This window comes from Synechococcus sp. N32, from assembly GCF_900473895.1.
Classification (GTDB): domain Bacteria; phylum Cyanobacteriota; class Cyanobacteriia; order PCC-6307; family Cyanobiaceae; genus Parasynechococcus.
In genome coordinates, this window is the sequence record NZ_UCND01000015.1 from 50426 (window position 1) to 72876 (window position 22451).

The 22451-nt window shown below is 63.3% G+C and carries 23 protein-coding genes; 16 read left to right on the plus strand and 7 right to left on the minus strand.

Translation table 11 applies throughout. The annotated features are described in order from the left end of the window. Positions 1 to 14 precede the first annotated feature (14 nt). The 4 genes from DXY35_RS08660 to DXY35_RS08675 are packed head-to-tail and all read left to right on the plus strand — an operon-like array spanning position 15 to position 3936. Positions 15 to 848, plus strand: a complete 834-nt coding sequence (locus tag DXY35_RS08660) for an RNA methyltransferase (protein WP_115081968.1) — start codon at positions 15 to 17, stop codon at positions 846 to 848. After that, on the plus strand, positions 845 to 2287 hold the full coding sequence (gene lpdA, locus DXY35_RS08665; RefSeq protein WP_115081969.1) for a dihydrolipoyl dehydrogenase: 1443 nt from the start codon (positions 845 to 847) through the stop codon (positions 2285 to 2287). The genes DXY35_RS08660 and lpdA overlap by 4 nt, the downstream gene beginning before the upstream one ends. A gap of 39 nt (positions 2288 to 2326) precedes the next feature. After that, positions 2327 to 3214: an indole-3-glycerol phosphate synthase TrpC gene (trpC, locus tag DXY35_RS08670; RefSeq protein ID WP_115081970.1), complete on the plus strand. Its 888-nt coding sequence runs from the start codon at positions 2327 to 2329 to the stop codon at positions 3212 to 3214. Between the two features lie 53 nt (positions 3215 to 3267). Further along, positions 3268 to 3936, plus strand: a complete 669-nt coding sequence (locus DXY35_RS08675; RefSeq protein ID WP_115081971.1) for a hydantoin utilization protein A — start codon at positions 3268 to 3270, stop codon at positions 3934 to 3936. Here the strand turns inward: DXY35_RS08675 and sodX are convergent. The 4 genes from sodX to DXY35_RS08695 form a co-directional block, all read right to left on the minus strand. After that, the gene (gene sodX, locus DXY35_RS08680; RefSeq protein WP_244273046.1) at positions 3919 to 4224 is read right to left on the minus strand and encodes a nickel-type superoxide dismutase maturation protease; all 306 of its coding nucleotides are present in this window, start codon (positions 4222 to 4224) and stop codon (positions 3919 to 3921) included. The genes DXY35_RS08675 and sodX overlap by 18 nt on opposite strands. Positions 4225 to 4301: 77 nt before the next feature. Continuing rightward, positions 4302 to 4775, minus strand: coding sequence for a superoxide dismutase, Ni (gene sodN, locus DXY35_RS08685; RefSeq protein WP_115081973.1), 474 nt, complete (start codon positions 4773 to 4775; stop codon positions 4302 to 4304). 42 nt (positions 4776 to 4817) lie between these two features. After that, entirely contained in the window at positions 4818 to 5417 is a 600-nt protein-coding gene (locus DXY35_RS08690; RefSeq protein ID WP_115008753.1) for an FKBP-type peptidyl-prolyl cis-trans isomerase, read from the minus strand. A 51-nt stretch (positions 5418 to 5468) separates the two neighbouring features. Continuing rightward, entirely contained in the window at positions 5469 to 5798 is a 330-nt protein-coding gene (locus DXY35_RS08695) for a phasin family protein (protein WP_006850663.1), read from the minus strand. 53 nt (positions 5799 to 5851) lie between these two features. Here DXY35_RS08695 and DXY35_RS08700 point away from each other — a divergent pair, with 53 nt between their 5' ends. Next, the gene (locus tag DXY35_RS08700; RefSeq protein WP_115082456.1) at positions 5852 to 7267 is read left to right on the plus strand and encodes an apolipoprotein N-acyltransferase; all 1416 of its coding nucleotides are present in this window, start codon (positions 5852 to 5854) and stop codon (positions 7265 to 7267) included. Here DXY35_RS08700 and mnmA read toward each other — a convergent pair. Next, the gene (gene mnmA / locus DXY35_RS08705; RefSeq protein WP_115081974.1) at positions 7219 to 8370 is read right to left on the minus strand and encodes a tRNA 2-thiouridine(34) synthase MnmA; all 1152 of its coding nucleotides are present in this window, start codon (positions 8368 to 8370) and stop codon (positions 7219 to 7221) included. The genes DXY35_RS08700 and mnmA overlap by 49 nt on opposite strands. 50 nt (positions 8371 to 8420) lie before the next feature. Here mnmA and DXY35_RS08710 point away from each other — a divergent pair, with 50 nt between their 5' ends. Next, positions 8421 to 9944 (plus strand): NAD(P)H-hydrate dehydratase, encoded by a 1524-nt coding sequence (locus tag DXY35_RS08710; RefSeq protein ID WP_115081975.1) that lies wholly within the window; start codon positions 8421 to 8423, stop codon positions 9942 to 9944. Between the two features lie 179 nt (positions 9945 to 10123). Next, positions 10124 to 11062, plus strand: coding sequence for an RpoD/SigA family RNA polymerase sigma factor (locus DXY35_RS08715; protein WP_114988423.1), 939 nt, complete (start codon positions 10124 to 10126; stop codon positions 11060 to 11062). Between the two features lie 45 nt (positions 11063 to 11107). Here DXY35_RS08715 and pdhA read toward each other — a convergent pair whose 3' ends face one another. Beyond that, complete coding sequence (gene pdhA / locus DXY35_RS08720) at positions 11108 to 12193, minus strand: pyruvate dehydrogenase (acetyl-transferring) E1 component subunit alpha (protein WP_115081976.1); 1086 nt, start codon at positions 12191 to 12193, stop codon at positions 11108 to 11110. Between the two features lie 101 nt (positions 12194 to 12294). Here pdhA and DXY35_RS08725 point away from each other — a divergent pair, with 101 nt between their 5' ends. The 5 genes from DXY35_RS08725 to DXY35_RS08745 all read left to right on the plus strand — a co-directional run bounded on the left by DXY35_RS08725 (position 12295) and on the right by DXY35_RS08745 (position 18166). Then, complete coding sequence (locus DXY35_RS08725; RefSeq protein ID WP_115081977.1) at positions 12295 to 14310, plus strand: ARC6/PARC6 family protein; 2016 nt, start codon at positions 12295 to 12297, stop codon at positions 14308 to 14310. A gap of 68 nt (positions 14311 to 14378) precedes the next feature. Beyond that, positions 14379 to 15875: a signal recognition particle protein gene (ffh, locus tag DXY35_RS08730; protein WP_115081978.1), complete on the plus strand. Its 1497-nt coding sequence runs from the start codon at positions 14379 to 14381 to the stop codon at positions 15873 to 15875. A gap of 79 nt (positions 15876 to 15954) precedes the next feature. After that, positions 15955 to 16362 (plus strand): 30S ribosomal protein S16, encoded by a 408-nt coding sequence (gene rpsP, locus DXY35_RS08735; RefSeq protein WP_115081979.1) that lies wholly within the window; start codon positions 15955 to 15957, stop codon positions 16360 to 16362. 8 nt (positions 16363 to 16370) lie between these two features. Further along, positions 16371 to 17366: a PhoH family protein gene (locus tag DXY35_RS08740; protein WP_115081980.1), complete on the plus strand. Its 996-nt coding sequence runs from the start codon at positions 16371 to 16373 to the stop codon at positions 17364 to 17366. Positions 17367 to 17434: 68 nt separating this feature from the next. Beyond that, positions 17435 to 18166, plus strand: a complete 732-nt coding sequence (locus tag DXY35_RS08745; protein ID WP_115081981.1) for a Bax inhibitor-1 family protein — start codon at positions 17435 to 17437, stop codon at positions 18164 to 18166. 66 nt (positions 18167 to 18232) lie between these two features. Here DXY35_RS08745 and DXY35_RS08750 read toward each other — a convergent pair whose 3' ends face one another. Continuing rightward, positions 18233 to 18754, minus strand: a complete 522-nt coding sequence (locus DXY35_RS08750; RefSeq protein ID WP_115081982.1) for a hypothetical protein — start codon at positions 18752 to 18754, stop codon at positions 18233 to 18235. A gap of 88 nt (positions 18755 to 18842) precedes the next feature. Here DXY35_RS08750 and era point away from each other — a divergent pair, with 88 nt between their 5' ends. The 4 genes from era to trmD are packed head-to-tail and all read left to right on the plus strand — an operon-like array spanning position 18843 to position 22414. Beyond that, positions 18843 to 19778, plus strand: coding sequence for a GTPase Era (era, locus tag DXY35_RS08755; RefSeq protein ID WP_115081983.1), 936 nt, complete (start codon positions 18843 to 18845; stop codon positions 19776 to 19778). A gap of 38 nt (positions 19779 to 19816) precedes the next feature. After that, positions 19817 to 20719 (plus strand): phytanoyl-CoA dioxygenase family protein, encoded by a 903-nt coding sequence (locus DXY35_RS08760; RefSeq protein WP_115081984.1) that lies wholly within the window; start codon positions 19817 to 19819, stop codon positions 20717 to 20719. 21 nt (positions 20720 to 20740) lie between these two features. Next, positions 20741 to 21202: a phycobiliprotein lyase gene (locus tag DXY35_RS08765; protein ID WP_115081985.1), complete on the plus strand. Its 462-nt coding sequence runs from the start codon at positions 20741 to 20743 to the stop codon at positions 21200 to 21202. A gap of 6 nt (positions 21203 to 21208) precedes the next feature. Beyond that, positions 21209 to 22414, plus strand: coding sequence for a tRNA (guanosine(37)-N1)-methyltransferase TrmD (gene trmD / locus DXY35_RS08770; RefSeq protein WP_115081986.1), 1206 nt, complete (start codon positions 21209 to 21211; stop codon positions 22412 to 22414). The last annotated feature ends 37 nt before the right edge of the window (positions 22415 to 22451 follow it).

The following is a 22451-nucleotide window of genomic DNA, read 5'->3' on the forward strand; positions in this document are numbered from 1 at the left end:
ATTCCTCCTCTCCCCTGATCAGCAGCCGACGCAATCCCCTGGTCAAACGGCTGCGAACCCTGGCCACCCGTGCGGGGCGAGAGGCCGAGGGGCTGTTGCTTCTTGAGGGCACCCACCTGTTGCAGGAAGTTCTCAGGCAGGGCAACGCGCCCGAGGAAATCATCGCGACCGAAGCCTGGTTGCAAGGTCATTCGGCCCTGGCTGCACGTTGTTCCCAGACGCGGTGGCGGATCGTCACCGATGAGGTGTTGCGGGCTTCGCTCACAACGGTCACACCCGATGGTGTTGCCTGCCTGAGCCCCCTGGATCGACTGCCCACTGTCCCTCCAGAGCTGGATTTTCTCCTTGTCCTGGATCGGATTCAGGATCCTGGAAATCTGGGCACATTGCTGCGCACAGCCCTGGCGGCTGACGTCAACGCGGTCTGGATGGGAGCTGGTGTTGATCCCCTCGGCACGAAGGTGTTGCGGGCCTCTGCCGGTGCTCTGCTTCAGCTGCCGCATCAACGCTTTGGCCCGAGCGAAGCGATGGCGATTTCACAGCTTCAGCAGGAACTGAAGCAGCTGGTGGCCTTGGGTGTGCAGGTGGTGGCCACCCTTGTGCCCGATGCGACCAAGGCTGACCCACCTGTTCCCTACTGGGATCTCGACTGGACGCTGCCGACGGCACTGGTGCTGGGAACCGAGGGTGCAGGTCTGCATCCGGACCTGCAGGCCTGCTGCACCCATGCCGTCACGCTCCCCCACAGCGCACGGGTGGAATCCCTGAATGTGGCGTCTGCCGCTGTTCCTCTCCTTCTGGAGCGGCGAAGAGCGACAATGACCGCCACATCGCAGCAGTTCGGGTGAGCGACGCCAGCTTCGACTTCGACGTCATTGTTATTGGAGCCGGCTACGGCGGCTTCGACGCTGCCAAACATGCCGCCGAACACGGCCTGAAGACGGCGATCGTTGAATCCCGAGATATGGGTGGCACCTGTGTGAACAGGGGCTGTGTTCCCTCCAAGGCGCTGCTGGCAGCCAGTGGAAAAGTGCGGGAACTGGCGGACGACAAGCACCTCGCGAGCTTTGGAATTCATGCTGCTCCTGTGCGGTTCGAGCGGCAGAAGATCGCTGATCACGCCAATCAGCTGGTTCAGACCATTCGCACCAACCTCACCAAAACCCTTGAGCGGGCAGGGGTGACGATCCTCCGAGGCCACGGCCGTCTGGAGGGCAGCCAGAAGGTGGGGCTGCGGGAGCCCAGCGGGGTGGACAGGGTGCTGACCGCCAAGGACGTGATCATCGCCACGGGGTCTGATCCCTTCGTGCCGCCAGGCATCGAAACCGATGGCCGCACGGTGTTCACCAGCGACGAAGCCATCAACCTGGAATGGCTGCCCCGTTGGATCGCCATCATCGGCAGCGGTTACATCGGCCTTGAATTCGCTGATGTGTATACCGCCCTCGGTTGCGAGGTGACGATGATCGAGGCCATGGACAAGGTGATGCCCACCTTTGATCCCGACATCGCCAAGATCGCTGGGCGTCATCTGATTGATGGTCGCGATATCGATGCGCGTTCCGGTCTGCTGGCCCGCAAGGTCACCCCGGGCTGTCCCGTGCAGATCGAACTGGCTGATTTCAACAGCCGTGAACTGGTGGAGACCCTGGAGGTGGATGCCGTTCTGGTGGCCACCGGGCGTGTTCCCAGCAGCAAGGGCCTCAACCTCGAGTCACTCAATGTGGAGACGAACCGTGGCTTCGTTCCGATCGACGACGCCATGCGCGTTCTGGTGAATGGCCAACCTGTTCCCCATCTCTGGGCCGTCGGCGACGTGACCGGCAAGCTGATGCTGGCCCACACGGCTGCTGCCCAAGGCACCGTTGCGGTGGACAACATCCTTGGCCATGGGCGCGAGATCGATTACCGCAGCATTCCGGCAGCCACCTTCACCCATCCCGAGATCAGCTCTGTTGGCCTGACCGAGGCGGATGCCAAAGCTTTGGCGGAGAAGGATGGCTTCCAGCTTGGTTCCGTTCGCAGCTACTTCAAGGCCAATTCCAAAGCTCTGGCTGAGCTGGATAGCGATGGCCTGATGAAGTTGCTGTTCAACAAAACCAGTGGTGAAGTGCTTGGCGCCCACATCTATGGACTTCACGCCGCCGACCTGATCCAGGAGGTGGCCAATGCCGTTGCCCGGCGCCAGAGCGTGCTTCAGCTCGCCACCGAAGTGCACACCCACCCAACCCTCAGCGAGGTGGTGGAGGTCGCTTACAAGCAAGCAGCCGCCCAGCTGGCCGCCTGATCCCGTCCCGCTTTTTCGTTCCAGTCATTTCCCTCTTCCATGGAGATCCGCCGTCGTCCCCCCAACCCCAAGGTGCGGGTGGCCCATCTCGAATATGCGGTGCCCCACGACGACGAGGAACCGCGTCACATCCTCGAGAAGATTGTCTGGGAAAAAGATCGTGAGATCGATGCCGCCCGCGACAAGGTTCCCCTCGATAACCTGAAGCAGCAGATTGCCAAGCTTCCCCCCACCAAGGATTTCCTGGGGGCGCTTCAGGCGGCCGCCACGAAACCAGCGGTGATCGCTGAGGTGAAAAAAGCGAGCCCTAGCAAAGGGGTGATCCGTGAGGATTTCGACCCGGTGGCGATCGCCAAGGCCTATGCCGCTGGCGGTGCAAGTTGCCTCTCGGTGCTCACCGACAAAACCTTCTTCCAGGGCGGCTTTGATGTCCTGGTGCAGGTGCGTCAGGCCGTAGACCTGCCTCTGCTCTGCAAGGAGTTTGTGCTGAGCCCCTATCAGCTGTTCCAGGCCAAGGCGGCCGGGGCTGACGCGGTGCTGCTGATTGCTGCCATCCTTTCGGATCAGGATCTTCGTTATCTCAACAAGGCTGCGGCGGCTCTGGGCCTCACCGTGTTGGTGGAGGTTCACGACGCCACCGAAATGGACCGTGTGCTGAGCATTGGTGGCTTCCCTCTCATCGGAATCAACAACCGTGATCTCACCAGCTTCGAGACGGATCTGGCCACGACCGAGCGGCTGCTGGTCGATTTCAACGACCGGTTGAACCAACAGGGGGTGCTGCTGGTGAGTGAATCGGGTCTGTTCAGCCGGGCCGATCTCGACCGTGTGCAGGCCGCCGGTGCCGGGGCTGTGCTGGTGGGGGAAGCCCTGATGCGCCAGCCGGATGTTGAAGCTGGTTTGGTGCAGTTGATCCAGCCCGGTTAAGGCCGTTCCTCTTTCACTGCTGATGCAGAATTGCGACATTCAGGCGGTTCTTTGTGCTGATTAGCGTTTTGACCGGTGTCGCAGCCGGGGCCGTTCATGTGGTCGGTGGTGCTGATCACCTGGTGGCAATGGCGCCCTTCTCCCTGAGCAAGCCATGGGCCGCCTTTCGACATGCCCTCGCTTGGGGCGTTGGTCATTCCACCGGAGTTGTGGTTCTGGCGTTGATCGCCATTGGTCTGAAAGACCTGGCCCACGTGGAGGCCATGTCGTCTTGGGCGGAATTTTTGGTGGGTGTGGCCCTGCTGGTGGTGGGTGCCCTTGCCGTGCGCACAGCGTTCGGGCTGGAACTGCACACCCATGAGCACCGCCACGACGGTGCCGCAGAGCATCGTCATCTTCATCTGCATGTGCGCGGCGACAGCAACCACCGTCGCCACGTCCATGCCTCCTCGGGCCTGGGCTTGCTGCATGGACTGGCGGGGGCCAGTCACCTGCTTGCTGTGATCCCTGCTTTGGCCCTGCCTCCCCATGCCGCTGTGGGCTACCTCGTGGCCTACTTGCTTGGATCCATCGGCGCCATGGTGGCCGTTGTGTCGGTTGTCTCGTTTCTCACCCTCCGCAGCGGTGCCCGGCTGATGCCCTTCCTCGTGGGCGGTACGGGTGCTCTCTCAATCATCACCGGAGCCATCTGGCTGCAGAAGACCTCACCGGCTCTGTTCTGATTCCCCGAGCGGGAGCCGGCCCACCACCTCACCAATCAACAGCTTGGCTGGCACCGCTCCGAGTTGGCGGCTATCGGTGCTTTCAGCGGGGTTGTCTCCCAGCAACCAAAGTCCTGTGCTGTCCACTCGGCTGAGGCGCTTGATCAGGCGCAGCTCGCTTCGCTGGGGATGCCAGGTCACGACCACGGATCCAAGGCTGGGTGCGGCCTTCTGTCCAAGCCGTCTTACCAAAACCCGGTCTCCCGGTTCAAGGGTGGGTTGCATCGAGCGTCCATCGATGCGCAGCATCAGACGTCGCCCACAAAAAAAAAGCAACAGGTCGCGAAGACCTGCTGCTGCGATGGGGGGATGGGTTCTGTTTGAACTCAGGATGCGGTGACCCAGGCGTCGGAACGGCCCTTGGACTGCCAGAACATGCCGTGGATTTTTTCAACGGCGGCCATCAGTTCCTCGGCCTTGGCCTGATCGATGTTCACCTTGCAGGCGCTGCAGAGCTTGGCTGCTTTCCAGAAGGTGTCGTGCAGGTCGGGGAAGGTGGCCAGGTGATCGGGCTTGAAGTAGTCGGTCCAGAGGATCAACAGTTCTTTCTTGGTCTTTTGTGCTTCCTCTTCCTTGATGGCCACATAGCGGCCGAAGGTGTTGTTGTAAGCAGCCAGGGCAGCGGCGTCACCAGCGGCGGGAGCTTCCATCGCCTTTAGCTTTTTGGTCATCGAAAGCACGGCTTCGGCTGCCACGCGAGCGGAAGCCGTGTCGTACACGCCACAAGGACCGTCGCAGTGGGCTTCTGCCACAGGGGCAGGGAGGGCACATGCAAGGGCGGAAAGGGCCGAGCGCAGCATCGGTTCAGAGCGGAATTGGCTTGAGATGAGCCTAGCTTCCGCTTACTTCTTCACGTCGAGCAGTTCCACCTCGAAGATCAAGGTTGCGTTGGGGGGAATCACACCACCGGCGCCACGGCTTCCGTAGGCGAGGTCGGAAGGGATCACCAGCTTGCGCTTGCCGCCCACTTTCATGCCGGCGACGCCTTCATCCCAGCCCTTGATCACCCGGCCAGCCCCGAGGGGGAAGCTGAAAGGGGTGCCCCGGTCGTAGCTGGCATCGAACTGCAGTCCATCTTCCAGGGTGCCGCGGTAGTGCACCACCACCGTTTGGCCGGGGGTGGCCTCGTCGCCGCTGCCCACCTCCAGCTCGATGATTTTCAGACCACTGGCGGTGATGGTGGTGTCGGGGGCATCGAGGGGGCCGCCGAGGGCTGAGGCGTCGGCGGGAGCGGAATCGTTGGCCATGGCGAAAAGAGTCGGGTTGGGGTCGTCAGGGTCGAGTTCGAAGCTCAACGCCTTCTGGGGTTTCGAAGCCTCGCTGCGAACGGCAGCAGGCTGCGCCGGTGCTGCGGAAACGGTGGAGGGGGCCACGATCTGGCTGACCAGGGCCAGGAGCAGGCAGGCCACACAGACCGTTGTGCTGATGATGATGTCGCGCACGGAAAGGCTTCTGTTGCGCTGATTCTGACCCCCGGTCAGCGGCGTCGGCGTTCATTCAGGCCGGTTCATCTGCCGCAGCTGTTGCTCGAGGCGATCAATGCGGCCGCGCAGCTCATCCACTTCCTTCTGGCTTGGAACGCCGAAGTCCTGGAGCAGGTTGTCGCGGTTGCGTTCCAGGTTGCGCCCCATCTGCTGTTCCAGTTCGGGGGTTTCCCCGCGCAGGGCCTTGAGCACGTCGTCCACCAATGCGGACGCTTCGTTCGGATCCAGCCGGCCACTGCTCACCCAGTTCTGGGTGACGCCGCGCAGACGCTCAGCAACGAGGGTGGTGGTGCCCAGGCCGCGGAGCAGCAGTTGCTGAAGAGGATTCGCGGCATCCATGGCGACAGGTGGGCGTGTTCGATCCAGGATGCCTTTGGCCGGGACTGCTGACCATGGGCAATCACCAACTGCAGGCCGGATCGCGGGCCCTGTTGGGCGGCGTTCTGGCAGGTGTGGCTCCCTCCCTCGGCGGCCCCCTGCTGATGGTCCCTGCCCTGGCGCTGCTCTGGTCCGTGGTTGAGCGTCCCCGCTGGTCGGCGGCCTGGGGACTGCTGGCCGTTTTGTTCAGCCACCGCTGGTTGCTGGCCCTGCATCCACTCACCTGGATGGGCGTTCCGGCCTGGCTCAGCCTGCCTGTGGCGCTGGCCCTCTGGTTGGCCTGCGGGAGCCTTGCCGCTCTGCTCCTGGCCGGATGGTCTGTTCTGTCGCGGCGTCTGCCTCGCCGTTGGCCGCGTCCAGTGCGGCTGATGCTGCTGGCCGGGCTCTGGGCCATGGCTGAACTGGTGCTGTCGGGGTCGCCGTTGTTCTGGATCGGCGTCGGCGGCACCACCCTTCCCTGGGACCGCCCCCTGGCGGGATTGGCCCGCTGGTTCGGTTCCGGAGGGCTGACCTGGCTGCAGTTGTGCTGGGGCTGCTGCCTGCTGGCGCTGTTCGAGCAACCCGCAGCCTGGCGTCGCTGGGGCCTGCTCGGATTGGCCAGTGTGCTTCTGGCCCATGGCTTGGGCAGCTGGCTGTTGTTGGCGCCGCCGCCGCCGGTCGGTTCCGTTGCTCTGGGGGTCTGGCAACCCGCTGTTCCCACGCGAGAAAAGTTCGATCTGGAGCGTCAACAGGCGCTTCCCCAAGATCTGGTGGAGGCGATGCGTCAGCTCGAGCCCACCAGTCCGGCTGCTGTGGTGGCTCCGGAAGGAGCGCTGCCGGCGCGTTTTCAGCTGCCGGTTGAGGCTCCAGCGATTCCTCTGATCAGTGGCGGATTTCGTTGGGTGCGGGGTCAGCAACGCAGTTCTCTGTTGCTGTACGAGCCGCCCGACTGGTTTCCCGTGCCTCTGGCTGACAAGCACCGTCTGGTGCCGATCGGGGAATGGGTCCCGCCCCTGCCCGCCGGGCTGACGGCAGGACTGTCTGCGGTGGGTGGATTGACCCCCGGTCCGGCCCCGAGAACGATGGAGGTGGTTGAACCCCCTGCGGCCGTTGCGATCTGCTACGAGATCGCGGATGGTGTGGCTTTGGCACGGGCCGCTGCCGATGGCGCCACCTGGCTCCTGGCCATCGCCAATCTCGACCCCTACCCGCTGCAGCTGCAGAAGCAGTTCCTGGCCCTGGCGCAGTTACGGGCGATCGAGACAGGACGGGATCTGCTCAGCGTTGGCAACACGGGCCCAACGGCGCTGATTTCGGCCAACGGGTCGGTGCAGTGGTTGCTTGCGCCTGAGGCTCCAGGCGTCGCTGAGGCCCTCGTTCAGGTGCGCCAGCGCGTCACGCCCTATTCCCGTTGGATCAGCCCCCCACCCAGAACGGTGTCGCCGTCGTAGAAAACCGCCGCCTGGCCTGGCGTGATCGAGAACTGCTCCTCCTCAAAGCTGAGGCGGCAGCGGTGGGGCCGCTGCCGCTGCTGATCGGCCTCAGTGGCAGGGAGGGGTGAAAGCTCCGCACGCACCGGCGTACTGCGGTAGCGCACTTGCACCTCAACGGTTCGCGGCGCCTCGATCGGGTCAATCGACACCCAGTTCACCGCACCCACCACGCAGCTGTCTCGGCCGGCTTCGGCCCGGGGTGCGACGACCACTCGATTCATCGCAGCGTCAAGTCGGATGACGTGAAGCGGTTCGCGCCAGGCCACACCGAGCCCTTTGCGTTGGCCGATGGTGAAGTGTTCGATGCCGTCGTGCTCGCCCACAACAGTTCCGTCCGAAAGCACGATTTCCCCCTGCCGCGGGGGCAGATAGGCATCCAGGAACGCCCGCATCGATCCGTGGTGGTCGGCCAGGCAAAGATCCTGGCTTTCCGGTTTTTCTGCGGTGCGCAGGCCGTGGCGGGCGGCTTCGAGCCTTGTATCGGGTTTGGTCAGTTCCCCCAAGGGAAAAACGATGCGCCCCAGAACCTCCTGAGGCAGGTCGTAGAGGAAATAGCTCTGGTCCTTGCGGGTGTCGAGGCCCCGCAACAGCTGATGGCGCCCTTGATCGCCGCCATGGCGGATCCGGGCGTAGTGGCCGGTGGCGATGCGGGGCAGCTTGCGCTCCTGCAGGGCCCAATCAAGCATCGGTCCGAATTTCACCGATCGATTGCACTGGGAGCAGGGCAATGGCGTGATCCCATCGCGATAACCATCCACCAGCCGTTGCACGATCTCCTGCTGGAACGTCTCCCGTGTGTCCACCACGTGATGGGGAATGCCGAGCTGCTCACAGATGCCGGCTGCATCCACCAGCCCCTCGGCGCAACAGGCCCCTTTCCCGCTCATCAGCCAGAGGGTCAGGGCTTCCACCTGCCAGCCCGCCTCCACCAGCAGTGCCGCCGTCAGGGAACTGTCGACGCCTCCAGAAAGACCAACGGCCACGCGGTGCTCCCCTGGCCATTGCCGGAGGCGCTCAAGAGCAGCCTCTCCAGCGCGGGTTTTGGTGGATCCAACGGCCATGGGCGGCGCAGGGAGTTCTCTCCATAGTGAGGTCCCGGCAACCGCAACTGGTGTGGCCTCCCGCTGATTCCGATCATCTGCTCGTGGATGCCGCGTCCATGGCCGCTGTTGAACAGAGGTTGTTCGACAGCGGCATGCCTGTTGCGGCCTTGATGGAGAAGGTGGGGCTGGCCATGGCGGCTTGGCTGCTGGCGCGCCGGGATCTGCTGCGCCATGGCGTGGTTGTCCTGGTGGGGCCCGGTCACAACGGTGGCGATGGTCTCGTGGTGGCCCGGGAGTTGCATCTTGCTGGCGTTGAGGTGTCGTTGTGGTGTCCCCTGCCGATTCGCAAGCCCCTCACCGCTGAACATCTGCGCAATGGCGAGTGGTTTGGTCTGCAGCGCCTGGCTGACGAGCCCGACGCCGGCGGAGCCGCACTGTGGCTGGATGCGGTGTTCGGGCTCGGCCAGAGTCGGCCGCTGCCTGAGTTCTTGGCGGATTTGTTCCGGCGTCGGCAGCAGCTGCAGCCTGGGTCGTTGATCAGCCTGGATCTGCCGTCAGGCCTTTGTTCCGACCAAGGAACCGTGTTGGGCGAGCAGGCAGCTTGTGCCTCGGTCACCCTCAGCGTTGGCTGGATCAAGCGCGGGTTGTGTCTGGACCCGGCCCGTCCCTGGGTGGGTGCGCTGGTGCGGATCGATCTGGGCTTGTCGCCTTCGGTGATGGGCAACGTCGCTGCGGTCCTGCCCCGCCGCCTGCCGGTGAGAGAGGCCTGCTCGGCCCCGTTACCGCCGCTGCCGCCCACGGCGATGAAATACGAACGGGGCCGCTGCCTGGTGGTGGCGGGCAGTGATAATTATCCCGGCGCAGCACATCTGGCGCTGCGGGGGGCCATGGCCAGTGGCTGCGGCTGTGTTCAGGCCGTTGTTCCGCCCCGTCTGCAATCCGGCTTGTGGCAGGTGTTGCCGGAGGTGATGCAACTGGAGGACGCGGTGATTCCAGAGCGGCTGGATGCGGTTTTGGTCGGTCCTGGTCTGGGGGAGTCCAGCCAATGGTGGAACCAGTGGTCGGAGCAGATGCTCAGCGTTGCTGGTTTGCTGGTGCTCGATGCCGATGGCATCAACGGTCTGGCGACCAGTCCGGAGGGGTGGCGTTGGTTGTTGAAGCGGCGGGGGCCCACCTGGCTCACGCCCCATGCGGCCGAGTTTGCGCGGTTGTTTCCAGACTGTGGAGCAGGTGACGCGCTGGAAAGGGCGATGTCCGCAGCCCGCTGCAGCGGTTGCTGCATTTTGCTGAAGGGGGCGCATTCGGTGCTGGCGGATCCATCGGGTGCAGCCGTGGTGCTGACCGGCACGATCCCCCGGGTGGCCCGCACCGGCCTGGGTGACGTGCTGGCCGGTTTTGCCACCGGTTGGGGCGCCCAGGCGGTGGCCGCACAGCAGCAGCCTGGGCTGGAAAGCTTCACTGCCGCTGCGGCTTTGCATGGTTTTGCGGCCGTTCGTGCTCGCTCCAGTGATGCTTCTGCGATTGCGGATTGTTTGAAAATCAATACAGCGCGGTGTCAGAAAAAGCAAACAACGATGTTCAACGAAGTCTGAACAAATGATTCGTTTTGATTGCCTCGGCTGGCAGGTCCCAAAAGAGCTTTTCTTGGCTTTTAAATCTTTCGTAAATCTGAAATGTTGCGGTTTGCTGTTCTGAATCTGAAGGGTTGCTGAAAACACTTCGACATTCTTTCTGTTCGTAGGAAAGTCAATTCACTTCCGCAGCACCCAAGGTGTCCACAGCTTCCAAGCCGCTGGAGACGCAACGCCGGCGCAGTAGCGACCCCGTCAGTTGGTATCTCGCCACCATCGGCAGAATTCCACTCCTCACCCCAGCTGAAGAAATCGAGTTGGGCAATCAGGTGCAGGCCATGATGGCCCTCACCGAAGACGGTTCCCGTGAGTTCGAGGATGGAGAACTCACCACGGCACAGCGCCGTCTCCTGAGGATCGGTCGCCGCGCCAAAGAGCGGATGATGAAGGCCAACCTTCGTCTTGTGGTCAGCGTTGCCAAGAAATATCAAGGCAAAGGTTTGGAATTGCTCGACCTGATTCAGGAGGGCTCCCTCGGCCTGGAGCGTGCTGTCGAGAAGTTCGATCCCACCCGGGGGTACAAGTTCTCCACCTATGCCTTCTGGTGGATCCGCCAGAGCATGACCCGCGCCATTGCCTGCCAGTCGCGCACCATCCGGCTTCCCGTTCATCTCAGTGAGCGGCTCACCACGATCCGCAAGGTGAGTCTTGATCTGGCCCACAAGCTCGGCGCCATGCCCAGCCGTGTGGAGATTGCCGAAGCCATGGACATCCCCTTGGATGAGCTGGATTCGCTGCTGCGCCAGGCGCTCACCACCAGCAGCCTGGATGCGCCCGTCAACGGTGAGGAGGGGCGCAGCTTCCTTGGGGATCTGATCGCCGACTCATCCCTCGATGAACCGCTCGAGATCGTGGAACAGCGGATTCATCACGAGCAGCTGGGCCGCTGGTTGAGTCACCTCAGCGAACAGGAGCAGCACGTGCTGCGCATGCGCTTCGGGCTTGAGGGCAACGAGCGTCACACCCTGGCTGAAATCGGACGCCTGATGGAGGTGTCCCGCGAGCGGGTGCGTCAGGTTGAGCTAAAGGCGCTGCGCAAGCTGCGCAACCTCACCCGCCGTCTCCCGAGCGGCATCTGAGCCGCCTCGGGAGACGTTGGTTTCAACGGATCCCGTTCGGTTGAATCAGTCTTCCGCCCAGATGTAACGCGTGAGTTCTGCGGGATCTGGCTCGGGTGCCGAGAGGGCGAAGTCAACGCAGTCCTGAACGATGCCGTCGATGTCCTTTTCGATGGCGCGCAACTCTTCGCTGTTCACCAGACTCGCTTCGGTCAGGTCCCGCTCGAGGGCTTTGAGGGGATCACGTTTGGCCCAGAACTGCTTCTCCTCTTCTGCCCGCAGTTCGTCCGGGTCGGCCAGGGAGTGGCCCCGGAAGCGATAGGTGAGGCACTCCAGCAAGGTCGGACCTTCACCCGCCCTGGCCCGTTCCACGGCGCGTTGGGCCGCTGCCCGCACCGCCAGAACGTCCATGCCATCCACTTCTTCTCCGGCCATGCCGAAGGAGCTGGCCTTGCGCCAGATCTCCGGGTCACTGGTGGCCCGGTCGTGGGCCATGCCAATGGCCCACTTGTTGTTCTCGACAACGAAAATGATCGGCAGCTTCCACAGCTGCGCCATGTTCATGCACTCGAAGAACTGACCGTTGTTGCAGGTTCCATCGCCGAAGAACGCTGCTGTCACGGCGTTACTGGAGGCATCACCGAGGGCGTCGCGCTTGTAGCGGCTGGTGAAGGCAGATCCGAGTGCCACGGGAATGCCCTCAGCGATGAAGGCAAAGCCGCCAAGAAGGTGATGCTCCTTGGAGAACAGGTGCATTGAGCCGCCACGACCCTTGCTGCAACCGGTCTCCTTGCCGAAGAGTTCGCTCATCACTTCGCGGGCCGGCACGCCGGCACTCAAGGCATGCACGTGGTCGCGGTAGGTGCTGCAGAACCAGTCGTGCTGACGCTTCATCGCACCGATCACACCGGTGCTCACCGCTTCCTGACCGTTGTAGAGGTGCACGAAGCCGAACATCTTGCCCCGGTAGTACATCTCGGCGCATTTGTCCTCGAAGCGCCGGCCCAGGGTCATGTCCCGGTACAGCTCCAGACCGGTCTCCCGGTCCACGCTGGCCCGTTGTGCCGTCACCAATTTGGAGAGCCGTTCGGCATGGGGACCAGCAGTCGCAGTGCCAATCGGAGCGGAATCGACAGCGAGGTCCTGACCCATGTCCACCTAAGGGATTGCGATCGACTTTAAGGGCCAACCGACGAGTGATGGGCAAAACCCCTGACACTGACTAAGATCCGCGTCTCCTCGCAGCGGCGCTGTTGGATCTGCCCATCGATCATTTCCGACTTCTGGGCGTCAGTCCATCGGCAGCGCCAGAGGCGATTCTGCGCCGCTTGGAAACCCGCTGTGACAGCCCTCCGGATCAGGGCTTCACCCACGAGGTTCTGCTCCTAAGGGCCGATTTGCTGCGCCGCTCCGCTGATCTGCTGACCGATCCCGCCGACAGGGCCGAGTACGAAGCAGCCCTGTTGCGCCTCAGTGAATCCCATCCCAACGGCACGGTGGGCCTGGACCTCCCCACCAGCAGTGAGGTGGCGGGCCTGATGCTGCTCTGGGAGTCCAATGGCGCTCTCGAGGCCTTTCAGTTGGCAAGGCAGGGTCTCCAACCGCCTCAGGCCCCGGCCCTCGGCAGTGGCCGTGAAGCGGACCTGACGCTCCTGGCTGCCCTGGCCTGCCGCGATGCTGCCGTGGAGGAACAGGACCAACGGCGCTATGAGTCGGCGGCCCAACTTTTGATCGACGGCATTGAGCTGCAACAACGGATGGGCAAGCTGCCCGATCAGCAGCGCCAGCTGGAAGACGCCTTGCAAGGGCTGACTCCCTTCAGAATTCTGGATCTGCTCAGCCGTGATCTCGGCGATCAGGACTCCCATCAACGGGGTTTAACGCTGTTGGATGAGCTGGTCGTGGCCCGAGGTGGTCTGGAGGCCGCCGATGCTGATGGTGATCAGCCCGGCAGCCTCAGTCAGGAGGATTTCGAATCGTTCTTCCATCAGATCCGCCGCTTCCTCACCGTTCAGGAGCAGATCGATCTGTTCAGCCGCTGGTTTGAGGGGGGTGCAGCCGATGCCGGTTTCCTCACTGTTCTTGCTCTCACCGCAGCAGGGTTCTCGCGGCGCAAGCCTGAGTTTCTCGAGCAGGCCCGCGACCGGCTGCAGACGCTTGCCAATGCCGACCTCGATCCCATGCCGCTGCTTGGCTGCCTGGATCTGCTGTTGGGCAACGTCAAGGATGCGGATCGGCATTTCGCCGTCCTGAGAGATCCCGATCTGCAGGCCTGGTTTTTGAACCACCCTGGTGATCGGTTGGCCGCGCAATGCGAATACTGCCGGGCCTGGCTTGAACGGGATGTCCTACCGGGATACCGCGACGTCGATGCCTCCGGTGCTGATCTGGATGCCTGGTTCGCTGATCGTGATGTGCAGGGTTTTGTCGATCGTCTCGATCGCAAGGCGTCGCGCCAGATCGGTGCTGAAGAGATCAGCCTGGCCTGGGCAATGGCAGGCGATGCATCCCTTGCGGCCTCGAGCGGCGCAGCTGAATCAGACCAGGACGTTGACGCCGAAGACGCGGATGCCACGCCGTTCTGGCAACAACTTTTCTGGCAACAACGTTTCTGGCAGCAACGTTGGTTCCGACCCGTTGCTGCCGCTGTTGCCCTGGTCGGGATCACCGTCGCGGGTTTCGGCCTGGTTCGACGCACCTGGGATCCTGCGCCGCTGTTGGCGGAAACCGCTTCACTCTCCGCTGAGCAGCAGGCAGGCGACGAGGTTGACGAGATGCAGGAGCTCGATGCTGCTTCGTCTCCGGTGAATGACGAGCTGGTGGATGACGCGCCCATCGCGAGCCTGAAGCCCGACCTTGAGCCTTCAGCGCCCACAGAACCACTGCTCAGTGAGGCCCCCACCCAAGCCGAGCTTCAGGCGTTGCTCCAAGGATGGCTTGATGCCAAGGCGTTGATGCTCTCCGGTGAGCCGGCAGATCTTTCCGTCGTGGCGAGGGAGCCCCTGGTGAAGCGCGTGGAGCAGGAGCGGGACGCTGATCAGGCTGCAGGGCGATCCAAGTCGATTGATGCCTCCATCACCAGCATCGAGGTGGTCGACCGCAAGCCTCAGAGGATTGAACTGCTGGCCCAGGTGGCCTACAGCGATCGCCTTCAGGCTGCTGATGGAACCGTCATTGATGAGACGGCACCGACTGATTTCAGCGTGACCTACGTGCTCGGCAGAGATGGAACCCAATGGCGTTTGCACGACTACATCCCGGGCTCTTGAGTTGCGTGCCCGGGTTGCTTGACCGTCGCTTTTTACGATCACTCCATTGATCCAGGGGCGTAACGCCGATGTTCGACGAGCTTTCAGCCCGTTTTGAGGATGCGGTCAAGGGGCTGCGTGGCCAAGACAGCATCAGCGAAACCAACGTCGATGGAGCCCTGAAGGACGTCCGTCGGGCCTTGCTTGAAGCCGACGTCAGCCTGCCGGTGGTGAAGGAGTTCGTGGCTGAGGTCCGCGACAAAGCCGTTGGTGCGGAGGTGGTGCGCGGGGTCAGCCCGGATCAGAAGTTCATCCAGGTGGTCCATGAACAGCTCGTGGAGGTCATGGGGGGCGATAACGCTCCTCTGGCCAAGGCAGCTGAAGCACCCACCGTCGTGTTGATGGCCGGCCTTCAGGGTGCCGGTAAAACCACCGCAACGGCCAAGTTGGGCCTCCACCTCAAGGATCAGGGGCGACGAGCCCTGATGGTGGGCGCCGACGTTTACCGACCAGCCGCCATCGAGCAGTTGAAAACGCTCGGTGCTCAGATCGATGTGGAGGTGTTCAGCCTCGGTGCTGAGGCCAAACCGGAAGACATTGCAGCCGCTGGTCTGGCCAAGGCGAAAGAGGAAGGCTTCGACACGCTCCTGGTCGACACCGCCGGTCGCCTCCAGATCGACGCCGAGATGATGGAGGAGATGGTGCGGATCCGCACCGCTGTGCAGCCCGATGAGGTGCTGCTGGTGGTGGATTCGATGATCGGTCAGGAAGCGGCCGAACTCACCCGCGCCTTCCACGACCAGGTGGGCATTACCGGAGCGGTGCTCACCAAGCTTGATGGTGATTCCCGCGGTGGTGCCGCCCTCTCGATCCGCAAGGTGAGCGGTCAGCCGATCAAGTTCATCGGCACCGGCGAGAAGGTGGAGGCCCTGCAGCCGTTCCATCCCGAACGGATGGCCAGCCGCATCCTCGGCATGGGTGATGTGCTGACGCTGGTGGAGAAGGCCCAGAAGGAGGTCGAACTCGCCGACGTCGAAAAGATGCAGAAGAAGCTGCAGGAGGCGACGTTTGATTTCTCGGACTTCGTGAAGCAGATGCGCTTGATCAAGCGCATGGGCTCGCTGGGGGGTCTGATGAAAATGATCCCGGGCATGAACAAGATCGATGACGGCATGCTCAAGCAGGGGGAGCAGCAGCTCAAGCGCATCGAGGCCATGATCGGCTCGATGACCCAGCAGGAGCGGGAAAATCCCGACCTCCTGGCGAGTCAACCCTCAAGGCGTCGCCGGATTGCCAGCGGCAGCGGCCATCAGGCCGCAGATGTGGACAAGGTGCTGGCCGACTTCCAGAAAATGCGCGGCTTCATGCAGCAGATGAGCCAGGGCAACATGCCCGGCATGGGAGGCATGCCCGGGATGGGCGGAATGCCTGGGATGCCCGGAATGGGTGGCATGCCGGGCATGGGCGGAATGCCAGGAATGCCTGGAATGGGTGGCATGCCCGGGGGTGGAGGTCGTCCCGGTCGCGGTGGACCACCGAAGCGGCAGCGACCCGCCAAGAAGAAGAAGGGCTTCGGGGATCTGTGAGGGTGGAACGGTATGGTGGTTGTTTGGCGGGCCTTTGGGCGTCGCCGGACCACCTCTTTTCCTTCATTCCAGGGCCACGATGATCAAGCTCCGCCTGAAGCGGTTTGGCAAGAAGCGGGAAGCGAGCTTCCGCCTCGTGGCCTGCAACAGCACCTCACGTCGGGACGGTCGTCCCTTGCAGGAGCTGGGCTTCTACAACCCGCGGACGAAGGAAACGCGCCTCGACACCGAGGCCATCCGTGAGCGTCTGGGTCAGGGTGCCCAACCCACCGATGTGGTTCGCACGCTGCTCGAGCGCGGCGGTCTTCTGGAAAAGACCGTGCGTCCTGCAGAGACCGTGGGCAAGGCCAAGCAAGCGGCCAAGCGTGAAGCTGATGCCAAGCAAGCCGCCAAGGAGGCTGCTGAGGCCAAGGCTGCAGCTGCTGAGGAGAAGGCTGCAGAAGCTGCAGCTTCTGATTCCGCAGAATCCGACTCCACCGAGGGCTGATCATTCCGGTGTCTGACGACGGCGAACGCGGCCGTTTCGTTCTCGACCTGCCTGATCCCGATGCTGCACTGGCCCTCGCCGGTGAAGCCGAAACAACCCTGCATCGCCTGGAAGCTCTGACAGGAGCCTCCATGGTGTTGCGGGGTCTTCAACTGGTGATCACCGGGCGGCCAACGCAGATTGAGAGGGCTGCTGCAGTTGTGGAATTGGTGCGCCCGATCTGGCAGGACGGCCAGTCGGTGTCACCGGTGGACCTCCAGTCGGCGCTGGGAGCACTCAACACCGGCCGCGGCGATGACCATGCCGCCATGGGCGAGCAGGTGTTGGCGAAAAGCCAGAAGGGCAACCTGCTGCGCCCGCGCACCTTGCGCCAGAAGAAGTACGTGGATGCCATGGAGCGCCACGACCTCACCTTTGCCCTCGGTCCTGCCGGCACCGGCAAAACCTTTCTCGCCACCGTTCTCGCGGTTCGGATGCTCACCGAACGCAAGGTGGAGCGTTTGATTCTCACCCGGCCGGCTGTTGAAGCCGGGGAACGCCTGGGCTTCCTGCCGGGCGACCTGCAGCAGAAGGTGGACCCCTATCTGCGTCCGCTCTACGACGCTTTGCACTTCCTGCTCGGAGCGGAGAAAACCACTGTGCTGTTGGAGAAGGGCGTGATCGAGGTCGCTCCCCTGGCTTACATGCGAGGCCGCACCCTGAGCGATGCCTTTGTGATCCTGGATGAGGCTCAGAACACCACGCCGGCTCAGATGCGCATGGTGCTCACCCGCCTGGGGGAGCGTTCGCGAATGGTCGTGACCGGAGACATCACCCAGGTGGATCTTCCGTCCACCGTGCAGAGCGGTTTGGTGGAGGCGTCCGAGGTGTTGGAGGGTGTGGAAGGGATTGCGGTCTGCCGCCTCACCGCTGCGGATGTGGTGCGCCACCCCCTCGTGCAGCGGGTGGTAGAGGCCTATGCCCGCCGGGACGAACGCAAAACGCCCAAAGTTCAGCGTCGATAGGGAGATCCACACCCCAATCCCTTGTCACTGCTGGCAGGATGTGATGAGTCTTTGGTGACCTGGTCGACATGCCAGCAAGGAGCAATTTCCAGGAGGCGATCCGCGAGGCACAATCGAGCGCCCTCGTCGGCCCCAACGTTGTCAATAAAGCGCTGCCCTACGTAGGCGGCGGCATGGTGCTCACCTCAATCGGGGTGATTGGTGGCCTCTCGATGATGGCCACACCGCTGTTCATGCCCCTGTTCTGGGTGGCTGTGATCGGCAACCTGGTGCTGTTCTTCGTGGCGCAAAACGTCGCCTTGAAGGGCAACAACGCCACAGCCTTGCCGCTGTTGTCGGTTTACAGCCTGATCACCGGTTTCACCCTGAGTGGTCTGGTGGCTTTGGCCGGAGCCGTTGCGGGTGTGGGTGCAGTCGGCACCGCCGCACTGGCCACCGGAATCACCTTCGTGATTGCCTCGATCGTTGGCCGTCGCATGAGCGATTCCGTTGGTCAAGCGCTCTCCGGAGTGGTGGGTCTTGGATTGATCGGCCTGATTCTGGCGATGGTCGTCCAGTTCATTGGCGGCATCTTTGCCCCTGCCATGTTCCATGGCACCAGCTTTGAGCTGATGATCGCCGGCTTCGGCACCGTTCTCTTCGTGGGCGCCGCCTTCGTCGACTTTTACACGATGCCCCGCTCCTATCGGGATGACCAATTCCTGGCAGGTGCCCTGAGCATGTACCTCACCTACATCAACCTGTTCATCTTCATCCTGCGCCTGATCATCGTGCTCAACGGTGGCGGTCGTCGCGACTGACGAAGCCAACGCAATCGAATCAACCTTCGCCCCGGCCTGTCCGGGGCTTTTTTTGTGGCTCAGCCCTCAGCCCTCAGCCACGGCATAGACGCTGTCTCCAATGGCTTGTTTCTGCTCGGCGTCGTACCCCCACTTCTCCAGGAAGGCGACGTCCTCACCGCGGTTGTCGAGGGCTGCGGCCAGCAGTTGCTCCAGGCGCTCCTTCACCTCCGCTGGTTCCAGCAGTCTGAGCAGTTCAATGCAACGGCTGCTGACCCGCTCCGAGCCGGCCTGCTGGGCCTCATCTCCCGCGCGCCGGTGATGCACGGCCATGGCGCTGCTCATGGCCAGATTGCGAACGCTCAGATCCACAACGCCAGCACCGGCGCCCCGCAGTTGCCCCACGACGGCATCGGGCAGACGATCCATCAGCACGCTTTCGCCCGCCAGGCTCACCACGAAAAATCCCCGGGCACCATCGCGGCTGGCCACCATTTCACCGATGCGGTCCGCCAGCACCTCATCGCTGATCTCCTCGTTGTCCCACTGCTGCAGCCAGGCCGCTGTGATCTCCATGGCCTGCTGGAAGGTGGGCTGCTGATCCGCCATGGACCTGTTCAATTCCTGCCCTAAGGCTATGGGTCGATTCAACGGGTCGATCCAACGGGTTGATCCAATGGCGGCGCAGACTTAGAGCATGCATGCAACTCCCCTGCCAGAGGATTACCGCTCTGGCTTCATCGCACTGATCGGTCGCCCGAACGTGGGTAAATCCACGCTGGTGAATCAGCTGGTCGGGGAGAAAGTGGCCATCACATCGCCCGTGGCCCAGACCACCCGCAACCGCCTGCGGGCCATCCTCACCACGGAGGTGGCCCAGATGGTTCTGGTGGATACGCCTGGCATCCACAAACCCCACCACTTGCTGGGGGAACGGCTGGTGAAGAGTGCCCGCAGCGCCATCGGTGAAGTGGACCTGGTGGTTTTGCTGTTGGAGGGCTGCGAGCGCCCGGGGCGCGGTGATGCCTTCATCGTGAATCTGCTGCAGCAGCAGTCCCTGCCCGTGCTGGTGGCCCTGAACAAGTGGGACAAGCTGGCGGAGGAGCACCGCTCTGAAGCGGAAGAGGCCTATGCCGCCCTGCTGCAGGAGACGAATTGGCCGGTGCACCGCTGCAGCGCCCTGTCAGGCGATGGCTGCGCAGAGCTCACAGCAGCGATGGCGGCTCAGTTGCCCTTGGGGCCACAGCTGTATCCGCCTGAGATGGTGAGTGATCAACCGGAGCGGGTGTTGCTGGGGGAACTCATTCGCGAGCAGGTGCTTCTGCACACGCGGGAGGAGGTGCCCCACAGCGTTGCCGTCACCATTGATCGCGTTGAGGAGTTGCCGGCCAAGGGCAAGGGTGCGGGTCGCACGGCCGTCCTGGCCACGGTTCTGGTGGAACGGAAGAGTCAGAAGGGGATCCTGATCGGCAAAGGCGGGGCGATGCTCAAGACGATCGGCCAGGGGGCTCGGCTGCAGATGCAGGTGCTGATTGATGGCCCGGTTTATCTGGAGCTGTTCGTCAAGGTGGTGCCTGATTGGCGCAGCAAACCGGCCCGCTTGGCGGAGCTGGGTTACACAGGGGATCAATAACCGCCTGCTCTCCGGCATCAGCGCGTAATGTCGCGCCCATGCTTTCGCTGCTGACGCGCACCAAGAGCTTTCGGGATCCCTGGGTCGGTCACCCGGATCTGAACCGACGCTGGCAGCTGCATCGACGCAGGGTTCAGCTGGCGGAGACGCTGTGCCTCTGGAGGCGCCTGCTGCGACCAGCTCAGCTGGCCAGTCTGGAGCGGGATGGCTTTGTGGTGCTTGAAAACTTTCTGCCGCAGCCGGAGTTTGATGCCTTGCGCGACGAGGTCGAGGCCGTGGTGGCCCGCGCCTCACGCCTGCATCCAGCACCGGACAACAGCCGGCCTGGCTTTCGCCCAAAACAACCCTTCCCCGGGGGGTTTGACCGTTTCGATGGAGGAACCCTCAACCGCTTTCTCCACATCGACCCCGAGCAGATGCCTCGGGCCGCTGCCTTCTCCCATGACCAGCGGCTCAGTGCGGGATCGCGCCAGGTCATCGGCTTGCCGATGAATCCGCGCAAGCTGGACATCTACCTCACCGTGCATGGCGAGGAGACCCGCACGCCGGATCTCCAGAAGGTGCTGCATCGCGACACGTTCTTCCGTGCTCTGAAGTTCTGGTTCTTTCTGCGGCCGGTGCAGCGTCAGGACGGTCCCTTCGAATACGTGCCGGGCAGCCATCGTCTCGATCCGTCTCGCCTGCGGTGGGAGCAGGCCACAGCCACTGCAGCTGCCGAACACCGGCGGCAGCCGGATGTGTCTGGATCGTTCCGGATCCAGGAAGAGTCCCTGGCTGAACTGGGTCTGCCCAGGCCTGTTGCCCTCACCTGCCCTGCCAACACCCTGGTGCTGGCGGATGTGTTCGGCTTTCACCGGCGCGGAGCCGCCGCCCAGGGGCAGCAGCGGTTGGCGCTCTACGGCTGGAACCGCCCTTATCCCTTCCTCCCCATCAGCGGGTGATCCGGCTGAGAGGATGGGCGCATGAGTGAACAAGCCTTTCCCCCGGAAGACCCTGGCTCCTTTCTGAGCCTCTGCGACGGGGAGTGGATGAGCCTGCGCAGTTGCTTTGAGCTGGCTGCCGGTGGTGATGACGAGTGGCACAGCAGCGAACGGGGTGAACTCACCGTTCGCTGCGTGAGCGAGCAGGGGGCTCTCGGCCAACTGCAGGTGCAGGCCCCTGGTGGCACCAGCAGCACCCTCACCTTCGCCGCTGATGGACAGCTGATCCTCGATGGTGATTCCCCAGGCAACTGGAGGTTCTGGCCTGACGGCAGCATGGAGTTGAACCTCAGCCGGGCTGACGGCGTGCAGGTTCAGGAGCGGATCTGGTTCACGCGGGCCAACCTGCGCCTGCGCAGCACCACGGCGGTGGATGCCCAGGGAACACCGGTGCAGGGCAGTTTCTGCACGGACATCCGCCGGGTGTCCAAACCCGCGGCCTGAGGCGGCATGGCGCCCTATCGCCTTGATGTGGTGAGCCTGGCGCCGCAGGCGTTTGCTCCTCTGCTGGAGCTGGGGGTGATCGGTCGCGCCTTCAACGCGGGCATTGCCGAGTTGCATCTGCATAACCCGAGGGACTTCGCCACGGATCGCCATCGCAAGGTGGACGACGAGCCCTACGGAGGCGGTGCCGGCATGGTGCTCAAGCCCGAGCCGGTGTTCGCCGCGATGGAGGCGATTCCCCGCAGTCCTCGCAGCCGGGTGCTGTTGATGTCACCGCAGGGGCGTCCCCTGCAGCAGGCGGATCTGCAGCGTTGGTCCAGTGACCACGATCAACTGGTTTTCCTCTGCGGTCACTACGAGGGCTTCGACGAGCGGATTCGCGGCCTGGCCGATGAGGAGGTGTCGATGGGTGATTTCGTCCTCACCGGTGGTGAGCTGCCGGCGATGACGGTGATCAATGGTGTGGTGCGCCTGCTGCCCGGCACGGTGGGGACCGCCGATTCCCTGGTGGAGGAAAGCCACAGTGCACTCCTCCTGGAACACCCGCATTACACCCGCCCCGCCGACTTCCGCGGCATGACCGTTCCGGATGTGCTGCGCAGTGGCGACCACGGTGCCATCGCCCGGTGGCGCCAGGAGCAGCGGGAGCAGCGCACCCGCGAGCGGCGGCCCGATCTGTTTGCCCGCTGGCAGACCGCGACAATGGATGCTCCTTCAGATCCCGGCATGGAGCAGCGCATCGGCAACGGATACGACATCCATCGGCTGGTGCCCGGACGGGCCCTCATCCTCGGGGGTGTGACCCTGGACCATCCCGATGGTCTTGGCCTGGATGGCCACAGCGATGCCGATGTGCTGGTGCATGCGGTGATGGATGCGCTGCTCGGGGCCCTCGCCCTCGGTGACATCGGCAAGTATTTCCCCCCCACCCATCCCCAATGGAAAGGGGCCGACAGCTTGAAGCTGCTGGATCAGGTGGTGAAGCTGGTGAAGGAGCGAGGCTGGTCGGTGGTGAACATCGATGCGGTGGTGATCGCTGAGCGCCCCAAGCTCAAGCCGCACATCACCGAGATGAGCAGCCGAATGGCGTCTGCAATCGGCATCGCCCCCGATGCCGTGGGTGTAAAGGCCACCACCAATGAAGGCTTGGGTCCGGAGGGACGGGAAGAGGGCATCAGTTGCCAGGCTGTGGCCCTGCTGCAGCGGAGCTGAACCGTGCATCGCCTCAGGTCTGTTCTGCTTAGGGTCA